The sequence below is a fragment of the Streptomyces sp. RG80 genome (assembly GCF_040446465.1).
Lineage (GTDB): Bacteria > Actinomycetota > Actinomycetes > Streptomycetales > Streptomycetaceae > Streptomyces.
In genome coordinates this window covers 613,824-631,292 of record NZ_JBEAAJ010000003.1, presented here as the reverse complement: position 1 = coordinate 631,292, position 17,469 = coordinate 613,824, and the positions used below count along the sequence as shown (strand labels likewise).

15 protein-coding genes are annotated in these 17,469 nt (G+C 71.3%); 6 read left to right on the top strand and 9 right to left on the bottom strand.

All coding sequences use genetic code 11. From position 1 onward, the window contains the following. Positions 1-8: 8 nt before the first annotated feature. The 9 genes from ABKA17_RS12895 to ABKA17_RS12855 form a co-directional block, all read right to left on the bottom strand. Entirely contained in the window at positions 9-1,394 is a 1,386-nt protein-coding gene (locus ABKA17_RS12895; protein WP_353692123.1) for a nucleobase:cation symporter-2 family protein, read from the bottom strand. Positions 1,395-1,628: 234 nt separating this feature from the next. After that, on the bottom strand, positions 1,629-3,008 hold the full coding sequence (locus ABKA17_RS12890; RefSeq protein WP_353692122.1) for an 8-oxoguanine deaminase: 1,380 nt from the start codon (positions 3,006-3,008) through the stop codon (positions 1,629-1,631). 106 nt (positions 3,009-3,114) lie between these two features. Further along, positions 3,115-4,038 (bottom strand): factor-independent urate hydroxylase, encoded by a 924-nt coding sequence (gene pucL / locus ABKA17_RS12885; protein ID WP_353692121.1) that lies wholly within the window; start codon positions 4,036-4,038, stop codon positions 3,115-3,117. Between the two features lie 7 nt (positions 4,039-4,045). Then, positions 4,046-4,438, bottom strand: a complete 393-nt coding sequence (gene uraH, locus ABKA17_RS12880) for a hydroxyisourate hydrolase (protein WP_353692120.1) — start codon at positions 4,436-4,438, stop codon at positions 4,046-4,048. A 6-nt stretch (positions 4,439-4,444) separates the two neighbouring features. Continuing rightward, complete coding sequence (gene uraD / locus ABKA17_RS12875; protein ID WP_353692119.1) at positions 4,445-4,954, bottom strand: 2-oxo-4-hydroxy-4-carboxy-5-ureidoimidazoline decarboxylase; 510 nt, start codon at positions 4,952-4,954, stop codon at positions 4,445-4,447. A gap of 124 nt (positions 4,955-5,078) precedes the next feature. Continuing rightward, on the bottom strand, positions 5,079-5,447 hold the full coding sequence (locus ABKA17_RS12870) for a helix-turn-helix domain-containing protein (protein ID WP_353692118.1): 369 nt from the start codon (positions 5,445-5,447) through the stop codon (positions 5,079-5,081). After that, complete coding sequence (locus tag ABKA17_RS12865) at positions 5,444-5,695, bottom strand: YkoF family thiamine-binding protein (protein ID WP_289917869.1); 252 nt, start codon at positions 5,693-5,695, stop codon at positions 5,444-5,446. The genes ABKA17_RS12870 and ABKA17_RS12865 overlap by 4 nt, the downstream gene beginning before the upstream one ends. 128 nt (positions 5,696-5,823) lie before the next feature. After that, complete coding sequence (locus ABKA17_RS12860) at positions 5,824-6,768, bottom strand: hypothetical protein (protein ID WP_353692117.1); 945 nt, start codon at positions 6,766-6,768, stop codon at positions 5,824-5,826. 31 nt (positions 6,769-6,799) lie between these two features. Beyond that, positions 6,800-7,192, bottom strand: a complete 393-nt coding sequence (locus ABKA17_RS12855) for a hypothetical protein (protein WP_353692116.1) — start codon at positions 7,190-7,192, stop codon at positions 6,800-6,802. Positions 7,193-7,284: 92 nt separating this feature from the next. On the opposite strand from ABKA17_RS12855, the gene ABKA17_RS12850 reads away from it, so the two are divergent. The 6 genes from ABKA17_RS12850 (at position 7,285) to ABKA17_RS12825 (ending at position 17,055) form a co-directional block, all read left to right on the top strand. Continuing rightward, positions 7,285-11,823, top strand: coding sequence for a CHAT domain-containing protein (locus tag ABKA17_RS12850; protein WP_353692115.1), 4,539 nt, complete (start codon positions 7,285-7,287; stop codon positions 11,821-11,823). A gap of 26 nt (positions 11,824-11,849) precedes the next feature. Beyond that, a complete protein-coding gene (locus ABKA17_RS12845; RefSeq protein ID WP_353692114.1) occupies positions 11,850-12,893 on the top strand; it encodes a hypothetical protein in 1,044 nt (347 codons plus the stop codon). A 189-nt stretch (positions 12,894-13,082) separates the two neighbouring features. After that, the gene (locus ABKA17_RS12840) at positions 13,083-13,940 is read left to right on the top strand and encodes a TIM barrel protein (protein WP_353692113.1); all 858 of its coding nucleotides are present in this window, start codon (positions 13,083-13,085) and stop codon (positions 13,938-13,940) included. Positions 13,941-13,987: 47 nt separating this feature from the next. After that, positions 13,988-14,881 carry a 2-hydroxy-3-oxopropionate reductase gene (locus tag ABKA17_RS12835; protein ID WP_353692112.1) on the top strand — a complete coding sequence of 298 codons (894 nt, stop codon included), beginning with the start codon at positions 13,988-13,990 and terminating at the stop codon, positions 14,879-14,881. 170 nt (positions 14,882-15,051) lie between these two features. Beyond that, a complete protein-coding gene (locus ABKA17_RS12830) occupies positions 15,052-16,524 on the top strand; it encodes a catalase (protein ID WP_353692111.1) in 1,473 nt (490 codons plus the stop codon). A gap of 294 nt (positions 16,525-16,818) precedes the next feature. Further along, the gene (locus ABKA17_RS12825) at positions 16,819-17,055 is read left to right on the top strand and encodes a hypothetical protein (RefSeq protein WP_353692110.1); all 237 of its coding nucleotides are present in this window, start codon (positions 16,819-16,821) and stop codon (positions 17,053-17,055) included. Positions 17,056-17,469: the final 414 nt, after the last annotated feature.

The window sequence follows — 17,469 nt, the reverse complement described above, 5'->3', positions numbered from 1 at the left end:
CCGCTCGGCTAGTGCGCCGCCGCGATCTCCTCGCCCGCCTCCATCGGATGCGTCACGTCCTGCGCGTCGCGCTGCCTGCCCAGGTGGTTGAAGACCAGGTTCAGCAGCACCGCGGCCACACAGCCCGTCGAGATCCCCGAGTCGAGCACGATCTTCGCCGTCTCGGGGAACGCGTGGTAGAACTCCGGCGCCGTGATCGGGATGATCCCGACGGCCAGCGAGACGGCGACGATCAGGACGTTGTTGTCCTTGTCCAGGCCGGCCCTGACCAGGGTCTGGATGCCGCTCGCCGCGACCGAGCCGAAGAGGACCACGCCCGCGCCGCCGAGCACCGGGCGCGGTACGACGGCGATGAGCGAGGCGGCCATCGGGCACAGGCCCATCAGCACCAGGAAGGCGCCGCCGGTGGCGACGACGTACCGGCTGCGGATCTTCGTCATGGCGACCAGGCCGATGTTCTGGGCGAAGGCGCTGCACATGAAGCCGTTGAAGAGCGGGCTGATCGCGGAGCCGAGGGTGTCGGCGCGCAGGCCGGCGGCGATGGTCTTCTCGTCCGCCGGGCGTTCGACGATCTCGCCCAACGCCAGCATGTCCGCGGTCGATTCGGTCATCGAGACCACCATCACCACGATCATCGACACGATCGCGGCGACCTGGAACTGCGGGGCGCCGAAGTGGAACGGGGTGGGGAAGCCGACCACGTCGGCGTCCGCGACGGGGCTGAAGTCGGTGACACCGAAGGGGATCGCGAGCAGCGTGCCGATCACCAGGCCGAGCAGGACGGCGATCTGCTTGACGAAGCCGTGGGTGAAGCGGCGCAGCAGAAGGACGATGACGAGCGTGGCGGCCGCCAGGCCGAGGTAGGTGGTCGAACCGTAGTCGTCTGCCGCGGGGTTGGGCCCTTGCGCCCAGCCGAAGGCCACCGGCAGCAGGGAGATGCCGATGAGGGTGATGACCGTGCCGGTGACGACCGGCGGGAAGAAGCGGACCGCCTTGCTGAAGAAGGGGGCGGCGATGAAACCGAGCAGGCCCGCGACGATCACCGCGCCGAAGATGATCGGCAGCGCGTCGGACTTGTCGTCGGTGGCGGCGACGATCGCGGTCATCGGGGCGACGCCGGCGAAGGTGACGCCGTTGACGAAGGGCAGCCGGGCACCGATCTCCCAGATGCCGAGCGTCTGGAGGAAGGTGGCGAGGCCGGCCGTGAAGAGACAGGCGCCGGTCAGGAAGGTGAGTTCGGTGCCGGAGAGGCCGATGGCCGCCCCGACGATGAGCGGCGGGGCGACGACTCCCGCGTACATGGCGGCCACGTGTTGGAGGCCCGTGGTGGCCATCTTGAGTGCGGGGAGCTTCTCGTCGACGGGGTGTATGCCGTCGGCTGGTTGGGCGGTCACGGCGGTTCCTCCGGGTCAGCTAACACGTCGGCTCTGACGTGGGTTTCTTGGAGGTGGTGCGCGGTCGTGCGGGACCGTGGGGACGGTTCCCCTCAAAAGGGGCTACGGAGGCCGTTCCGGGGCGCACGCGTGTGACGTACGCCCCGGGAACGGCCGCCATGGACCCCGCTCGGGTCCACGGCCACCGGTCGAGGGCCGTCCCCCTCGACCGGAGATCTTCAGATCCTCAACCGGTCAGCTCTGTGCGGCGATCCGCGCCAGCCGCTGCGCCTGCTCCCGCGTGGAGCGCGCGATCGCGTCCTCGTCGACGTGCAGCAGGCGGTTGCCCTCGACGATCTGGCGGCCGTTGACGAAGGAGGCCGTGACGGGAGCCGCGGCGCCGAAGACCAGCGCGGTGACCGGGTCGGCGATGGAGGCGTGCGCGAGCGTGTCCAGCTTCCACAGCACCAGGTCGGCGAGCTTGCCCGGCTCCAGCGAGCCGATCTCGGCGGCGCGGCCGAGGACCTGGGCGCCGCCGAACGTGCCGAGGCGCAGGGCCTGGCGGGCGTTCAGCGCGGCCTCGCGGTGGGCGCCGAGACGGTTGATGAGGAGCGCGTTGCGCAGCTCGGTGTGCAGTTCGCCGGACTCGTTGGAGGCGGTGCCGTCGACGCCGAGGCCGACCGGGACGCCGGCGGCCAGCATGTCCGGGACGCGGGCGATACCGGCCGCGAGACGGGCGTTGGAGGACGGACAGTGGGCGACACCGGTCTTCGTACGGGCGAAGGCGGCGATGTCGGAGTCGTTCATGTGGACGCAGTGCGCCATCCACACGTCCTCACCCAGCCAGCCGGTGGACTCGAAGTAGTCGGTCGGACCCATGCCGAACAGTTCCTTGCAGAACTGCTCCTCCTCGACGGTCTCCGAGCCGTGGGTGTGCAGACGTACACCGAGGCTGCGCGCCAACTCGGCGCCCTGGCGCAGCAGTTCGGTCGAGACGGAGAACGGGGAGCAGGGCGCGACGGCGACCTGGGTCATGGCGTCGAAGGAGGAGTCGTGGTGCTCCTTGACGGTCGCCTCGGTCGCGGCGAGGGCACCGTCCAGGGTCTCGACGGCGAAGTCCGGGGGCAGGCCGCCGTCCTTCTCGCTGCGGTCCATGGAGCCGCGGGCGAGGGTGAAGCGGACGCCCATCTCGCGGGCGGCGCGGATGATCGAGCCGGACAGGTCGCCGGAGCCCTGCGGGAAGACGTAGTGGTGGTCCATGGCGGTCGTGACACCGCCGCGGGCCATCATGCCCAGCGAGCCCTGCGCGGCCGAGTAGGTCATCTGCTCGTCGATGCGCGCCCAGGTCGGGTACAGCGCGACGAGCCAGTTGAAGAGGTTGTGGTCGGTGGCCAGGCCCCGGGTGATCCACTGGTAGAAGTGGTGGTGGGTGTTGACCAGGCCGGGGGTCACGAGGTGGCCGGTGGCATCGATACGGCGTACGACGTTCTCCAGGCCCTCGGGGGCCCTGCCCGCGCCGAGCGACTCGATGCGGTTGCCGGCGATGACGACATGACCCGAGGCGTACTCGGTGTCGTTCGCGTCGACCGTCGCGATCGAACAGTTCTCGATGACGATGCGCTCGACTGCTGCCATGATTCGTCCTTTGCGCTGTGTGGAGTGGGCACGGCAGGACCCGGGGATTTGAGTACCGGGCCGGGGAGCGGGACTCCCCGGCCACGGGTGCCGCACATGGAGTTGATCAGAGGTTGGTGAGGTCCACCGGGATCTTCGGCTCGCAGCCGTCCCGCAGGATCGTCGCCTCGATCAGGCCGTAGGGCCGGTCGGCGGCGAAGTACACCTCGTTGTCGTTCTTCAGCCCGAACGGCTCCAGGTCCACGAGGAAGTGGTGCTTGTTCGGGAGGGAGAAGCGGACCTCGTCGATCTCGCTGCGGTTGTTGATGATCCGCGAACCCATCTGGTACAGGGTCTGCTGCAGCGAGAGCGAGTAGGTCTCGGCGAAGGCCTGGAGCATGTGCTTCTTCGTCTGCTCGTAGGACTTCTCCCAGTTCGGCATCCGCTGCTCGTCGTCGGTCCAGTTGAACCGCCAGCGGGCCGAGACCTGGGTGGCCAGGATGCGGTCGTACGCCTCCTGGAGCGTTGTGTACTTGTCCTTGACGTAGCCCCAGAACTCGGAGTTGGTCGAGTTCATCACGACGAGGTCCTTCAGCCCGGAGACGACCTCCCACTTCTCACCGTCGTAGGTGATCTGGGTGACCCGGGTCTCCTGGCCCTTGCGGACGAAGGAGTGCTTGACCTCGTCCGCGCCGATGAACCGGGAGTTGGCGTCGGAGGCGGCGATGCGCTCCCACGCGTACTCCTCGATCCGGATCCGCGCGATCTGGATCGGCTCCTGGCTCGTCACGAAGTGCCGGGCGAGGTGGATGCCGAACTGCTCGGCGGACTCGATGCCGTGCTCCTTGGCGAACGCGTACACCGTGTTCTTGGTGGTGTCGGTCGGCAGGACGTTGGCGTTGGAGCCGGAGTAGTGGACCTCGTCCATGTCGCCGCTCAGGGCGACGGACACGTTCAGGTCCTTGATGTGGTGGGTTGCGCCGTCCCGCGTGATCTTTACGACTCGGTTCTCGGCCTTGCCGTACTGGTTCTGTCCCAGGATCGTGGGCATGTGTCTGCTAGCTCCCTCGGTAAACGGAGTAGCCGAACGGGTTGAGCAGCAGCGGTACGTGGTAGTGCTCCCCGGGCTCGACGGCGAAGGTGATCGCCACCTCGGGGAAGAACACGGCACCGCTGTCCCGATTCGCGGGGGCGTCCTGCTGCGCATCGGCTTGCTTCTTCAAGAAATACGTCTCCACGGCGAAGTCGAGACGTACGTGCGTGGTGCCCGCCGGCAGCGCCGGGAGGTCCTTGCACCGCCCGTCCGCGTCGGTCGCCGAGCCGCCGAGCGCCTGCCATCGCGCGTCCCGGCCCGAGCGGGCCGTGAGCTGGATGGCGACGCCCTCCGCGGGGCGGCCGATGCTGGTGTCCAGGATGTGCGTGGACACCGAGGCGGTGGTGCTGGTGCTCATACTGCGTCAGTCCTCTTCGACGAGTCGGGCGAGCCGGATACGGTTGATCTTGCCCAGCTCGGTGCGGACGATCTCCCGCTCCTGCTCCGGCGCGTTGCCGATCCGTTCCTTGACCGCGTCGCGCATCTGCTCGCCGGTCCGGCCGGTGGCGCAGATGAGGAAGACATGGCCGAACCTCTCCTGGTAGGCCAGGTTCAGTTCCAGCAACTCCGCCTTGAGCTCCTCGGAGGCGCCGGCCATGCCGCGCTGCTCCCGCGCCGAGGTCGGGTCGCCCTCCTTGGGGCGGCCGATGGGCGGGTGGCCGGCCATCGCCTCCGCCAGGTCCCCGGCGCTCAGCTCGGCCATGGCGGCGTCACTGGCGGCGTAGAGGTCGTCGGCGGTGGGATACGGACGGGCGGCGAGCAGCCGCTTCGCCCATACCGTGGAGGCACACGCCTCGTGGAGTGCGGCGAACGCCGCGTGCTCCTCGAGAGCGTTGAACCGGGTAAGGCCCGGCGGCGTGGAAGTCGAAGTCACGGGAGCCTCCGTGGCCGCGAACGGCCTTCGTACTGAAGCGGGCTCCCGTTAGCTAACGCCCTTCGAAACTCGGCGTCAACACTTTGTTGAAAATTCGGGGTTACGAAACCCTCGAAGGCGCAGGTCAGGCGTCTTTGTCCCGATTGAGGTAGTTGTACACCGTGAAGCGGCTCACCCCGAGCGCGCTCGCCACCGTCTCCACTCCGTGCCGTACCGAGAAGGCGCCACGCGCCTCGAGTATGCGCACGACCTCCTGCTTGGCCTTGCGGTCCAGGTCGGCCAGCGGCCTGCCCTGCCGGCGCTCCATGGCGGCGAGGATGTGGTCGAGGGAGTCGGCCAGCTGCGGCAGCCGCACGGCGACCACGTCGGCGCCCTCCCAGGCGAGCACGACGTCGTCGGGGCCGGCCTCGTCCGGCGGGACCATCTCGCCGCCCATGGCGTCGACCAGCGGCTTCACGGCCGTGATGAAGGGCTCGTCTCCGGTGCCGGTCACTTCTCGCCCTCCCCGATCACATTGACCTGAAGCGAGACCCGGGTGGCACCGGCCGCCAGGGACTTGCGCAGCAGCGCGTCGACAGCGGTGAGCACGGCGTCCGCGCCGCCCTCCGCCGTGTTGCCGAACGGGCCGACGTCCACCGCGTCGAGCTCGGCGCTCTCGACCACCTCGCGGGCCGCGACCGCGTGCGCGGGGGCCTCGTCCAGGTCGAACGGCTCGGTCGTGAACTCCACTCTCAGTCGCATCGCGCCCCCACATTTTTCTGAACCGGGACACGGTCATCGGCGCCCGGACCGACCTTAACGGACCACGCCCGCCACCAGCACGGCTTCGCGAGGCCGGGAAGGGCGCTCGCGGCATGTCCCGCCGGACCTCACTCGGGCGGCAGCAGCAGCTCGGCCGCCGGTTCCTCGCCCGTCGCGAGATACGCGTCCAGCGCGGCACCGTGCGCCGGGGTGAGCGGTCCCCGGCGTCCGATGCCCAGGGACCGTGCGAGCTCCTGCGCGTGCAGTCGTACGGCGGACTCGACGAGGGTGGCGTAGGCGTCGGTGGCCGCGCGGAACCGGGACCACGCCGTGAGCACGACGGCGCAGGCGATCACCGCGCCCGGCCACCAGAGGGCGGCGACGACCAGGTACAGCATTCCCCAGCCGGCAAGCGTGGCGGCCCGGCGCATCGCCTCCCGCGCCTCGGACACCTCGGCCCGGGTGGCGTCCGGGGCGTGCAGCCACAGGTGCGGCCAGATGACGGCCACGCGCAGCCCGAGACCGGCGCGCAACCGCTCGGCCACGGCCTGGAGCCGGTCCCCCGGCCAGGTCGGCCGCACGGGCGGGCGGTCGGCGACGCGGGCCATCCGGGCCGTCGCCACGGCGGTCCGATGAGCGGCGTCCGGCGCGGGCGGGTCCAGGTCGGCGTGGGCCGCGGCCGTGGCCGCCTCGGCGGCGCGCTCGGCGTAGATCCGCTCACGGCGCGCGATCAGCCTGCGGACCGGGCCGTGCAGAGCCCGCGGCCACCCGTGCCAGTCGTCGGCCAGCCACAGCCGTTCCGTGAGGGAGCCCAGGGCCTGCGCGGCGAGCCCGCACGCGGCGGCCGCGAGCAGGAAGGCGACGAGCAGGGACACCGTGTCCGCGGTGGACCCGGCGAGCGTACGGGTGTGCCGGTCGAGCCGGGCCGGGAGGTCACCGACGGCGTACCACCGCGCGTGCCCCAACGCCCGTCCGGCGGCGAGCACTCCGAGGTACAGCGCGCCGGGCAGCACGAGCAGCGACAGCCAACGGTCGGCGAGCCGCTTGCCGAGTTCGACGAGAAATCCGTTCACGGCGCTCACGCCCCTCGAACGCGATGACGGCTCACAGGCTCTTCAGTCGCAGCGGTGTGCCGTCGTCGTCGCAGGCGGGCGGGGTGCCGTCGGTCTCGTCGGCCCACTGGTGCCGCAGGCAACGGCGGTGCGGGCAGAGGTAGATCCGCCGCTCCCGGCCCCCGCCGAGACCGGCGAGCACGGCGCCCGTCGTGCGGGTGCGGCCGTAGAGACCCAGCGCGTCGCCCTCGGCGCGGATCCGGTCGTTCAGCCGCCGTACTGCCGTGTCGATGTCGCCGTCGTCGCGTACGGCGGTCAGCAGACCGTCGACGGCCGCGTGGGACTCCGTCGCGTCGAGCCGGAGGCGGATGTCCTCGACGTTGGTGAAGAAGTAGGCCAGCGCCTCCGTGGTGCGCCTGGCCCTGCCCTCGGGGCGGTCGGTCATGCGTTCTCCGGTCGTACCGTGGGAGTGGCGATGTTGCGTACGGTAGGCCAACTCGGCCCGGGCGATGGTCGTTTGCTCTACTCTCCGCTGGCATGACCATGGACGGGGTCGAGCGGCGGGACACGCTGCTGGCGGCCGCACGGACACGATTACGACAGGTCAAGGCCACCGGGAACAGCGCGGCGTTACGGACCCCGCAGGCCCGGGCCGAACTGGAGGCACTGCTCGCGCTGTTCACCCGTGCGAGCGGGGACGTCGAGGTCGGTTACCGGCTGGGCTGGCTGATCCTGATCCTGAGCGTGGACGACCAGGACGACGCGCTGCTGGAGATCGCGGCGGACGGGTTCGCGCTCTGTCTGCTGGCGGGCGTCGACGACCTGCCGGCCCATCTGCTGGCCGGCATCGCCTCGGTCGCCGAACCGCTCGCCCGCACCGTGCTGACCCAGGCCCTGGGCTCCCCCGATCCGGCGCTGCTGGACCGGGCCGTGGGCCAGCAGCGCCGGATCCTCGACGCCACCCCGGTCGGACACGAGGCCCGTCCGCAGCGGTTGCACAACCTCGGCTCCGCCCTCCACGCCCGGTTCGAGCGCCGCCCCTCGCAGGACGATCTGGTCGCCGCGCTCGCCCTGTGCCGCGAGGCGGTGGACACCACCGCCCCCGGCGACCCCGACCTCCCGGTGCGGCTGAGCGGTCTGGCGGGGGTGCTGTGGTCCCGCCATCGGCTGACGGGCCAGAGCGCCGACCTGGACGCCGCCATCGACGCCATCCGGGCGGCCGTGGACGCCGCGCCCACCGGTTCACCCCATCAGGCGCTGTGCCTGTCCAACCTCGGCCTGGCCCTGCGGGACCGGTTCGGGCGGACCGGGGACCCGGCGGATCTGGACGACGCCGTCGCCGCCGGACGGCGGGCCTGGGAACTGACCCCGCGGGACGAGCCCAACCGCTCGGTGCGGCTGCACAACCTCGCGGGCACCCTGCTGATCCGGTACCGGCACGTCGAGGGCGTGGCCTCGCTGGACGAGGTGGTCTCCCGGCTGACCGGCGAGGCTCCCGCCGATGTCGCCATGGTCGCCTTTCTGGCCGGCTCGGACGACATCCCGGCCGCGGTGGCGCCCGATGTCGCCCGGCTCGCCGCGAACCTGGCCATCGGGCGGGGGCTGCGCATCGTCTCCGACTACGACCCGGACGCGCACGAGGCCGTCCTCACCCTGTGGCGGCGCATCCTGCGCATCACGCCTCGCGGCGACACACAGCGCCACATCTACCTCGCCAACCTGAGCAGCATGCTGGGCCTGCGCCACAGCCGCACGGGAGCGCCGGCCGACCTGGCCGCGGCCCTGGACTCGGCACGCCGGGCGACCCGGGCCGCCCCCGAGGGTGATCCGCACCGGCCGCTCGCGCTCTGCGGCCTCGCGGCCGTGCTCGGCGCGCGGTACCAGCGCGAGGGCGTGGCGGAGGATCTCGAGCTGGCCGTCGACGTGCTGCGCGCGGCGGCCGAGACGCTGCCGGACGGTCACGACGACCGGGCGCGGGTCCTGAGCGACCTTGGCGCCGTGCTCGGCGAGCTGTTCCGGCTCCAGGAGGACCTGTCGGTGCTCGACGAGGCCATCGCGGTGCTGCGGGCGTCGGGCCAGTCCGTGCCTGCCGACCCGATGGGGCGCGGCCTGGCCCAGAACAATCTGGGTCAGTCACTGCTGCTGCGGCACGAGTTCGCCGGAAACCCGGACGACCTGGAGGAGGCGATCGTCGCCCTGCGCGTCGCGGCCGCCGCGACCCCGAAGGAGCACTCCCACCACACCCTGTGCCTGAACTCTCTGGGCGACGCCTTGCTGACCCGGCTCCGGCAACAGGGTGACCGGCAGGCCCTGGACGAAGCGGTCCGTGTGCTACGGGCTGCCCTGGACAGTGCTCCCGCGGGATCGAGGGAGCGGGCCAGAAGCCTGTACACGCTGGCCTCCGCCCTCTACCAGCGCCTGCACGGCCCGGATCCTCGGCCGACCGACCTGACGGAGGCGCTGGACCTGGCGAAGCGCGCCCTCGACAGCGCGCCCGCCGGCGGCCCCATGGCACACGTGTGCCGCTCCCTGCTGGTGAACCTGCTGAGGCTGCGCTTCGAACAACTCGGGGACCGCGACGCCCTGGCCGAGGCCGGGGAGCACGGCAGAGAGCTGCTGAGGGGCGGGTTCCCCGGTACTCGGACGGACCTGGCGGACCAACTGACCACCGGTGCTTCGGCACTGATGAGACATCATGTGTACGACGCGTCACCGTCGGGTCTCGACGAGGCGATCGAGGCGCAGCGTGCGGTGCTCCGGGCGATGCCGGCGGGAAGTCCCACCCGGCCGCTCGCCCTCCACAACCTGGCGCTGACCCTCCTGACGCGCAGCTCGCAGACGTTCTCCGCGGCCGAGGTCAGCGCGGCGGTCGACGCCCAGCGCGAGGCCGTCGCCCAGGCCGGGCCCCGGCACAACGAGAGGGCCACGCTGCTGATCCTGCTCGGCGGCTGTCTGCTGACGCGAGGCGCGATACTCGGGGCACCCGCGGATCTCGACGAGGCGATCGACGTCCTCACCGCGGCGGCCGAGGCGGCCCCGCCGGGACACCCGTCGCGGCCGGGAGCCCTCCTGAACCGGTGCGTGGCACTGCTCATGCGGGCCGAGGCGGGAGCGGACTCCCCCGGCGCCGCGGCCGACCTCGACACGGCCGTCGCCCTGGCCCGGGAGGCCGCCGACGGGATGCCCCGCCCCGATCCACGTCGACAGTGGGCGCTCGGCCAGCTGGGCCGGACGCTGCTGTTCCGGTACCGGCACGGGAACTCGCCTGCCGACCTGGACGTGGCGATCGCTACCCTGCGCCAGGCCGAAGAGGCCGAAGACGTCGGCGAGTTGGGCCGACTGACCATACTTCTGGAGCTGAGCGAGGCCCAGCTCGCACGGCACGAACGGGACGGCGACCCCGCCGACCTCGACGCGGCCGTACGCATGTCCGCGCGGATCGCCGCAGCGCCCACGCCACCGCCCGCGATGCGCCTCGACGCGGCGCTGAGAACCGGTCAGCTGGTGGCGCGCGCCGATCCGTCGGGGGCGATCCCGCACTTCGAGGCGGCCGTGGCACTGCTCCCGCAGATCGCCACGCGCCGACTGCGCCGCCACGACCAGCAGCGGATGCTGGGCGAGTTCGCCGGGCTGGCGTCCAATGTCGCCGCGGCGGTGCTGAACGGGCCCCAGCCCTCCGCCGAGCGGGCGCTGGAGCTACTGGAAACCGGCCGGGGCGTCCTGATCGGGCAGGCCCTGGACGTCTGGAGCGACCTCGCCCCGCTGCGCGCGAGCCACCCCGAACTCGCCGCGCGCTTCGAGGAGTTGCGAGATCTGCTGGACCGTCCCGACGACGGCTCCGAGGCCCTGCTGGGCAGTGCGGTGCCGACCGGTCCGGGCGGCACCGTGGACCGGCACCTGCTCGCCGACGAGCTCACGGCCGTCCTGAGCCGTATCCGGCGGCAGGACGGTTTCGCGTCCTTCGGCCTGCCGCCGTCGGCCGCCGAGCTGCGTAGGGCGGCCCGGGACGGCACTGTCGTAGTCCTCAACGTCACGTTCGCGCGCGGCGACGCCCTGCTGGTCACGTCCGACGGCGTCACCGCTGTCCCGCTCCCGGAGCTCACCCTCCTGAACGGCATGGAAGCGGCTGCGACGCTGCAGGAGTGCGCGCACGACGCGATGGACCCGGACGACACCGTACGGACTCGGGCGCAGAAGGAACTCTCCGGAATCCTGGCTTGGTTGTGGGAGACCGTCGCCGAGCCCGTCCTCACCGCCCTGGGCCACGACCGCACCCCGGCGGGCGACCGCTGGCCGCGCGTGTGGTGGGTGCCGTGCGGGCCGCTGAGCTGGCTGCCGTTCCACGCCGCGGGCCACCACGACGGCTCCGGCCGTGCGGTCCTGGACCGCGTGGTCTCGTCGTACTCCCCGACCGTACGGGCCCTGCGGCACGCGCGGCGCCCGGTGCCCGCCGGTCCCGCGCCGGGCCGGCCGCTGATCGTGGCGATGCCCGACACCCCGGGTCAGCCGCCGCTGGACTTCGCGCCGGACGAGGTGGACGTGTTCCGGGAGCACATGGACGGGGCGACGGTGCTGCTCGCGCCGGAGCGGCCACCGACCCGGGACGAGGTCCTCGGTCTGCTGCCCGGCTGCCCGGTCGCCCATTTCGCCTGCCACGGCGACAGCTTCGCCGAGGACCCGTCACAGCACCGGCTGCTCCTGCACGACCACGCCGCCGCCCCGTTCACGGTGGAGGCGCTCGCCTCCGTACGGCTCGAACACGCCCGGCTGGCCTATCTGTCGGCCTGCGCCACGGCCGTCTCCTACGACGGTGTACTGGCCGACGAGGCCATGCATCTGACGTCGGCCTTCCAGCTGTGCGGGTTCCGGCATGTGATCGGCACCCTGTGGCCGGTGGTCGACGACACCGCCGTCGATTTCGCGGAGGCCTTCTACCGGGCCCTGCGCCCCGCCCCCGGCCAGGCCCCGGACCCCGACCGCTCCCCGCACGCCCTGCACACCGCGGTCCGCGCGCTGCGCGCCGCCCTCCCCGGCAGCCCGTCCCTGTGGGCGTCCCACGTGCACACCGGCGCCTGACCACGTCCCCTCACGAGAAGACGACCATGAGCCTGAACCGGACCCCGCTCCCCACCCACCCGATCACCCGCAAACCGCTCATCAACATCGCCACAGCGGTCTCCCTGGCCGGATTCATCGCCGTCTTCGGCGCCTTCGGTGGCGCCGCCCTAGGCATCACGTTCGTCCTGTGGAGCGTGGGACTCCTCGTCCTGGGGTTCCGATACGGACAGAAGATGCTGCGCGAGGTGGAGGCGGACCGCGCCCTGGCCGTCAAGGCACACGCCGCCTCGATGGCGGACCGGATGCTCTACGCCCAGCGCCGCGGACTCGAGTTCGAGGCCTCCTCCGCCGAATGGGCCGAGGGCTTCGGCCGCGTTCCGCAGGAGGTGCCCGAGCGCCTCACGGAGGAGCAGCGCGTCCGCGCCCGGCACGCGGCCGAGCTGGTGGCCGAGGGCGTTCTGCGGATGCGTGGCGACGGCCTTCCGGTCACCGTCTTCGACCTGGAGGTGATCAACCAGAACGACGTGTGGGAGCTGAAGAAGCGCTGCCGGTACAGCCGCGCGGCGGAGGCCTCCAAGTACTACCTGACCGTCTGCGTCGTAACCCTGCCCATGCGGCTGCCGTACGTCGCTTCGGCGCATCTGTACCGTACGGAGCCGGACGACACCGATCGCACCACGCATCCCGAGTTCGCGGATCTGCTGCTGTCCCGGCCGGGGGTACGCGAGGCGGCCCTGGACCGGGACTGGCTGTGGTCCGTCGACGGCGACCGGCTGATCTGCTGCGCGGTGACGAGCCGCGGCCTGGACATCGGGCAGGTGGAGGGCCTCGCCGGCCGGGCGGCGGCGATCGCCGACGCCTTCCCGTGGCCGGAGCTGGAGCGCTTCCGGGCGGCGGCGCCGGACTCCCGCCCCCGGCACACGCTCTGGATCAACACACCGGATCTGCTCATCGACCGGGACGCGCCGTTCGGCGGCCTGGTCCAGAGCTGGGCGGAGCAGGAGATCGACCGCACCGGGCTGCACGCCCTCAAGGACCGGAGCGAGTGGCTGGACCGCAAGCGTCCGGCCCTCGCGCCGTCCGACTGAACCTGCCCCCACCAGGCACTTCGCCCACCCTTCCGAAGCCCGGCGACCCACGCGCCCCGGCGCGTGCCGCCGGGCTTCGGCGTTCCCCGCCTCTTGACAAGCGTGGACCCCCACCGGCAATCTTCCATTAAGCAGAAACAAACTTCCGCAATACGGAATCGCTCGACACGGAAGGGAGCGCCGCCGCCCATGCCCGCTTCTCACTGGGACACAGCCGCAGACCAGCGCTTCAACGTCAACCTGTCGATCCTCTTCACGGAACTCCCGCTCCTGGAGCGCCCCGCGGCCGCCGCCGCGGCCGGCTTCACCGCGGTCGAGCTGTGGTGGCCCTGGATCGACTCCCCCACCCCCGAGCGGTCCGAGCTCGACGCCCTGAAGAAGGCGATCGAGGACGCGGGCGTCCAGCTCACGGGCCTGAACTTCTACGCCGGTCAGTTGCCGGGCCCGGACCGCGGCGCCCTGTCGATCCCGGGCGAGGAGTCGGAGCGGTTCCGCGCCAACGTCGACGTGGCCGCGAACTTCGCCGAGTCCCTGGGCTGCAAGGCGCTCAACGCCCTGTACGGCAACCGCGTCGAGGGCGTGGACCCGGCCGAGCAGGACGCGCTCGCGCTGGAGAACCTGGTCCTCGCGGCGCGGGCGGCCGACCGGATCGGCGCGATCCTGCTGATCGAGGCGCTGAACCAGCCCGAGTCGCCGCTGTACCCGCTGGTGTCGGCGCCGGCCGCGGTAGGGGTCGTCGACAAGGTGAACGAGGCGACGGGGCTCGGCAACGCCAAGTTCCTCATGGACCTCTACCACCTGTCCATGAACGGCGAGGACCTGCCGGCGGTGATCGAGGAGTTCGCCGCGAGGACCGGGCATGTGCAGATCGCCGACAACCCGGGCCGCGGCGCGCCGGGCACGGGGACGCTGCCGCTGGAGGAGCTGCTCGAGCAGCTGCGGAAGGCCGGTTACGAGGGCTATGTCGGCCTGGAGTACAAGCCGGGCGAGCGTCCGAGCTCCGAGGCCTTCGAGTGGCTGCCCGCCGCGGCCCGCGCGGCCCGCTGAGCGCCATCCCACAGACGTAGAGAAGTTTTCAGAGAGGCACCCCCATCATGAGCAACGCACTCCCGAAGATCGCCTGGATAGGCCTCGGCATCATGGGCTCCCCCATGTCCGAGAACCTGATCAAGGCGGGTTACGACGTCACCGGCTTCACCCTGGAGCAGGACAAGCTGGACCGCCTGGCCGCCGCCGGTGGCTCCGCCGCCTCCTCGATCGCCGAGGCCGTCAAGGACGCCGACGTCATCGTCACGATGGTCCCGGCCTCCCCGCAGGTCGAGGCCATCGCCTACGGCCCCGACGGCATCCTGGAGAACGCCAGGTCCGGCGCCCTCCTGATCGACATGTCCTCGATCACCCCGCAGACCTCGGTGGACCTCGCGAAGGCCGCCGAGGACAAGGGCATCCGTGTCCTGGACGCCCCGGTGTCCGGCGGCGAGGCCGGCGCGATCGAGGCCGTGCTGTCGATCATGGTCGGCGGTGAGCAGGGCGACTTCGACGCCGCGAAGCCGATCCTCGAAGCCCTCGGCAAGACCATCGTGCTGTGCGGTCCGCACGGCTCGGGCCAGACCGTGAAGGCCGCCAACCAGCTGATCGTCGCCGTGAACATCCAGGCGTGCGCCGAGGCCGTGGTCTTCCTGGAGAAGTCCGGTGTGGACCTCAAGGCCGCGCTGGACGTGCTCAACGGCGGCCTGGCGGGCTCGACCGTGCTGACGCGCAAGAAGGACAACTTCCTGAAGCGCGACTTCAAGCCGGGCTTCCGTATCGACCTGCACCACAAGGACATGGGCATCGTCACCGACGCCGCCCGCAACGTCGGCGCGGCCCTGCCCGTGGGCGCGGTCGTCGCCCAGCTGGTCGCGTCGCTGCGTGCGCAGGGCGACGGGGGCCTGGACCACTCCGCGCTGCTGCGCGCGGTCGAGCGCCTGTCGGGCGCTCAGCTCTGAGACTTCCGGGCCGCGGCGCCGCTGACAACTGTCCTGTCGCGCCCAGGCGGCGCCGCGGCCCGGAATCCACTTCAACAAACTGTTGACGTTCAGATCACCCCAAACCTAGGCTCCACAAAGCGGAAGTTCTTTTCCGAAGCCTCCGCTGACTCTCGTACGGAAGGTCCCTGATGTCGCAGCGCGTGCTCACGGCCAGAACTCTCACTACGGCGTCCGGCGCCCCGGTCGCAGACAACCAGAATTCCGCCTCCGCCGGCGCCGGCGGTCCGCTCCTCCTCCAGGACCAGCACCTGCTGGAGAAGCTCGCCCGCTTCAACCGTGAGCGCATCCCGGAGCGCGTGGTGCACGCCCGTGGCTCCGGCGCGTACGGCTACTTCGAGGTGACCGACGACGTCACCGGCTTCACGTACGCCGACTTCCTGAGCTCGGTGGGCAAGCGCACCGAGGTCTTCCTGCGCTTCTCCACCGTGGCCGACTCGCTCGGTGGTGCGGACGCGGTGCGCGACCCGCGTGGCTTCGCGCTCAAGTTCTATACCGAGGAGGGCAATTACGACCTCGTCGGCAACAACACCCCGGTGTTCTTCATCAAGGACCCGATCAAGTTCCCCGACTTCATCCACTCGCAGAAGCGGGACCCGTTCACGGGTCGTCAGGAGCCGGACAACGTCTGGGACTTCTGGGCGCACTCCCCCGAGGCCACGCACCAGATCACCTGGCTGATGGGCGACCGCGGCATCCCGGCGTCGTACCGCCACATGAACGGTTACGGCTCGCACACCTACCAGTGGACGAACGCCGAGGGCGAGGCCTTCTTCGTCAAGTACCACTTCAAGACCAACCAGGGCGTGCGCTCCCTGTCGGCCGAGCAGGGCGCCGAGCTCGCGGGCAAGGACCCGGGCTCGCACCAGACGGACCTGCTCCAGGCCATCGAGCGCGGGGTGAACCCCTCCTGGACCCTCTACGTCCAGGTCATGCCGGCGGCCGAGGCGGCGGACTACCGCTTCAACCCCTTCGACCTCACCAAGGTGTGGCCGCACAAGGACTACCCGTTGCAGCGCGTGGGCCGCCTGGTCCTCGACCGCAACCCGGACAACGTCTTCGCCGAGGTCGAGCAGGCCGCGTTCTCCCCGAACAACTTCGTGCCGGGCATCGGCCCCTCGCCGGACAAGATGCTCCAGGGCCGGCTGTTCGCCTACGCGGACGCGCACCGCTACCGCCTGGGCGTCAACCACACCCTGCTCGCGGTGAACGCCCCGAAGGCCACGACCGCGCAGAACTACGGCCGCGACGGTCTCATGGCGTCCAACTCCCAGGGCCGCGCGGCGAAGAACTACGAGCCGAACTCCTACGACGGCCCGGTCGAGACCGGCCGCGCCCTGTCCGCCCCGCTGGCGGTCAGCGGCTGGACCGGCACGCACGAGGCCCCGCAGCACACCAAGGACGACGACTTCTTCCAGGCGGGCGAGCTGTACCGCCTGATGTCGGAGGACGAGAAGTCCCGTCTCGTCGCGAACATCGCCGGTGGCCTCTCGCAGGTCTCCCGCGACGACGTGATCGAGAAGAACCTGGCCCACTTCCACGCCGCCGACCCGGAGTACGGCAAGCGCGTGGAGGAGGCGGTCCGCGCCCTGCGCGAAGACTGAGCCCGGCCAGGGAGATGAGCTCCCTGTTCGCGCCCGAACGCCGAGCGACCCGGATGAGGGGTGGTCTTTCGGCGCGGGGCACGGGCAGGGTGATGGACCGCGGCGGTGTGCGAGCCAGTGCGGTGGTGAAGGACCGGACCCCCTTCTCGACCTGAGGGAAGGGCGTCGCGGCTCCGTCGCCGCCGCCGCGGTCCCAGCAGGACCCGAGGAGCACCGGATACGGACGGTCCCGTATCCGGTGCTCCTCGCTGTCTCCGGGGTGCGGATGCGCTCCGCGCGCAGGAGTCTTGAGGCATGGCACCTCCGACGCACCACCCGCACGTCGTGGTGCACTCACCGGGCCTGGACGGTTCCCGGCGGGTCACCGCGGACGATCACAACCTCGGCGTCGCCTCCCATCTGGACGACGTCGTCGAGCTGCTGCGCCTCGCCGATCTCGATCGCGTCGAGCTCGAGGACGAGGACATCGTGGAGTGGCAGGGCGGCGGCCCCGACGACTGGCCGGGCCTGTCCGAGCACCACGAACGGTGAGCCCACGTACGTCACCGGGCGTACGCGGGCTACGGAACCCTCAAATCAACCTCTGAACCCGCACCCGGGGGCTTCAACCGCCCCTGGGTGCGGGCACATTCTCGTCTGCACGGGGCCCGCCGGCACGGGGGCGGCGGGCCCCGACGGGGGGTGTCACAAGGCAGCGGTACGACCGTGCTGTGCACCGTCGTACCGCTGCGGGGCGGTCCACGCGCCGCCGTCCCGCCAGGCCGTGCCCGCCCCGCCCGCCGGGGCGCCGCCGACGCCGGCCGACCGGGGCGGAAGTCTCCACACCGGCGCGGGACATGCCCTGCCACGGCTGCGACGGGACATGCCGAAGGGGCGGCCCGACGACTACGTGACCAAGCCGTTCGAAGGACCGGTGCTGCCGGCAGGGGTTCGGTGTCCTCGTGT

Excerpts from the sequence above, each read along its gene's own strand:
- ABKA17_RS12865 (WP_289917869.1), bottom strand. The coding sequence starts at position 5,695 with ATGCGACTGAGAGTGGAGTTCACGACCGAGCCGTTCGACCTGGACGAG.
- ABKA17_RS12890 (WP_353692122.1), bottom strand. The coding sequence starts at position 3,008 with ATGGCAGCAGTCGAGCGCATCGTCATCGAGAACTGTTCGATCGCGACG.
- ABKA17_RS12855 (WP_353692116.1), bottom strand. The coding sequence starts at position 7,192 with ATGACCGACCGCCCCGAGGGCAGGGCCAGGCGCACCACGGAGGCGCTG.
- ABKA17_RS12850 (WP_353692115.1), top strand. The coding sequence starts at position 7,285 with ATGACCATGGACGGGGTCGAGCGGCGGGACACGCTGCTGGCGGCCGCA.
- ABKA17_RS12835 (WP_353692112.1), top strand. The coding sequence starts at position 13,988 with ATGAGCAACGCACTCCCGAAGATCGCCTGGATAGGCCTCGGCATCATG.
- ABKA17_RS12830 (WP_353692111.1), top strand. The coding sequence starts at position 15,052 with ATGTCGCAGCGCGTGCTCACGGCCAGAACTCTCACTACGGCGTCCGGC.
- ABKA17_RS12840 (WP_353692113.1), top strand. The coding sequence starts at position 13,083 with ATGCCCGCTTCTCACTGGGACACAGCCGCAGACCAGCGCTTCAACGTC.
- ABKA17_RS12845 (WP_353692114.1), top strand. The coding sequence starts at position 11,850 with ATGAGCCTGAACCGGACCCCGCTCCCCACCCACCCGATCACCCGCAAA.
- uraH (WP_353692120.1), bottom strand. The coding sequence starts at position 4,438 with ATGAGCACCAGCACCACCGCCTCGGTGTCCACGCACATCCTGGACACC.
- ABKA17_RS12825 (WP_353692110.1), top strand. The coding sequence starts at position 16,819 with ATGGCACCTCCGACGCACCACCCGCACGTCGTGGTGCACTCACCGGGC.
- pucL (WP_353692121.1), bottom strand. The coding sequence starts at position 4,038 with ATGCCCACGATCCTGGGACAGAACCAGTACGGCAAGGCCGAGAACCGA.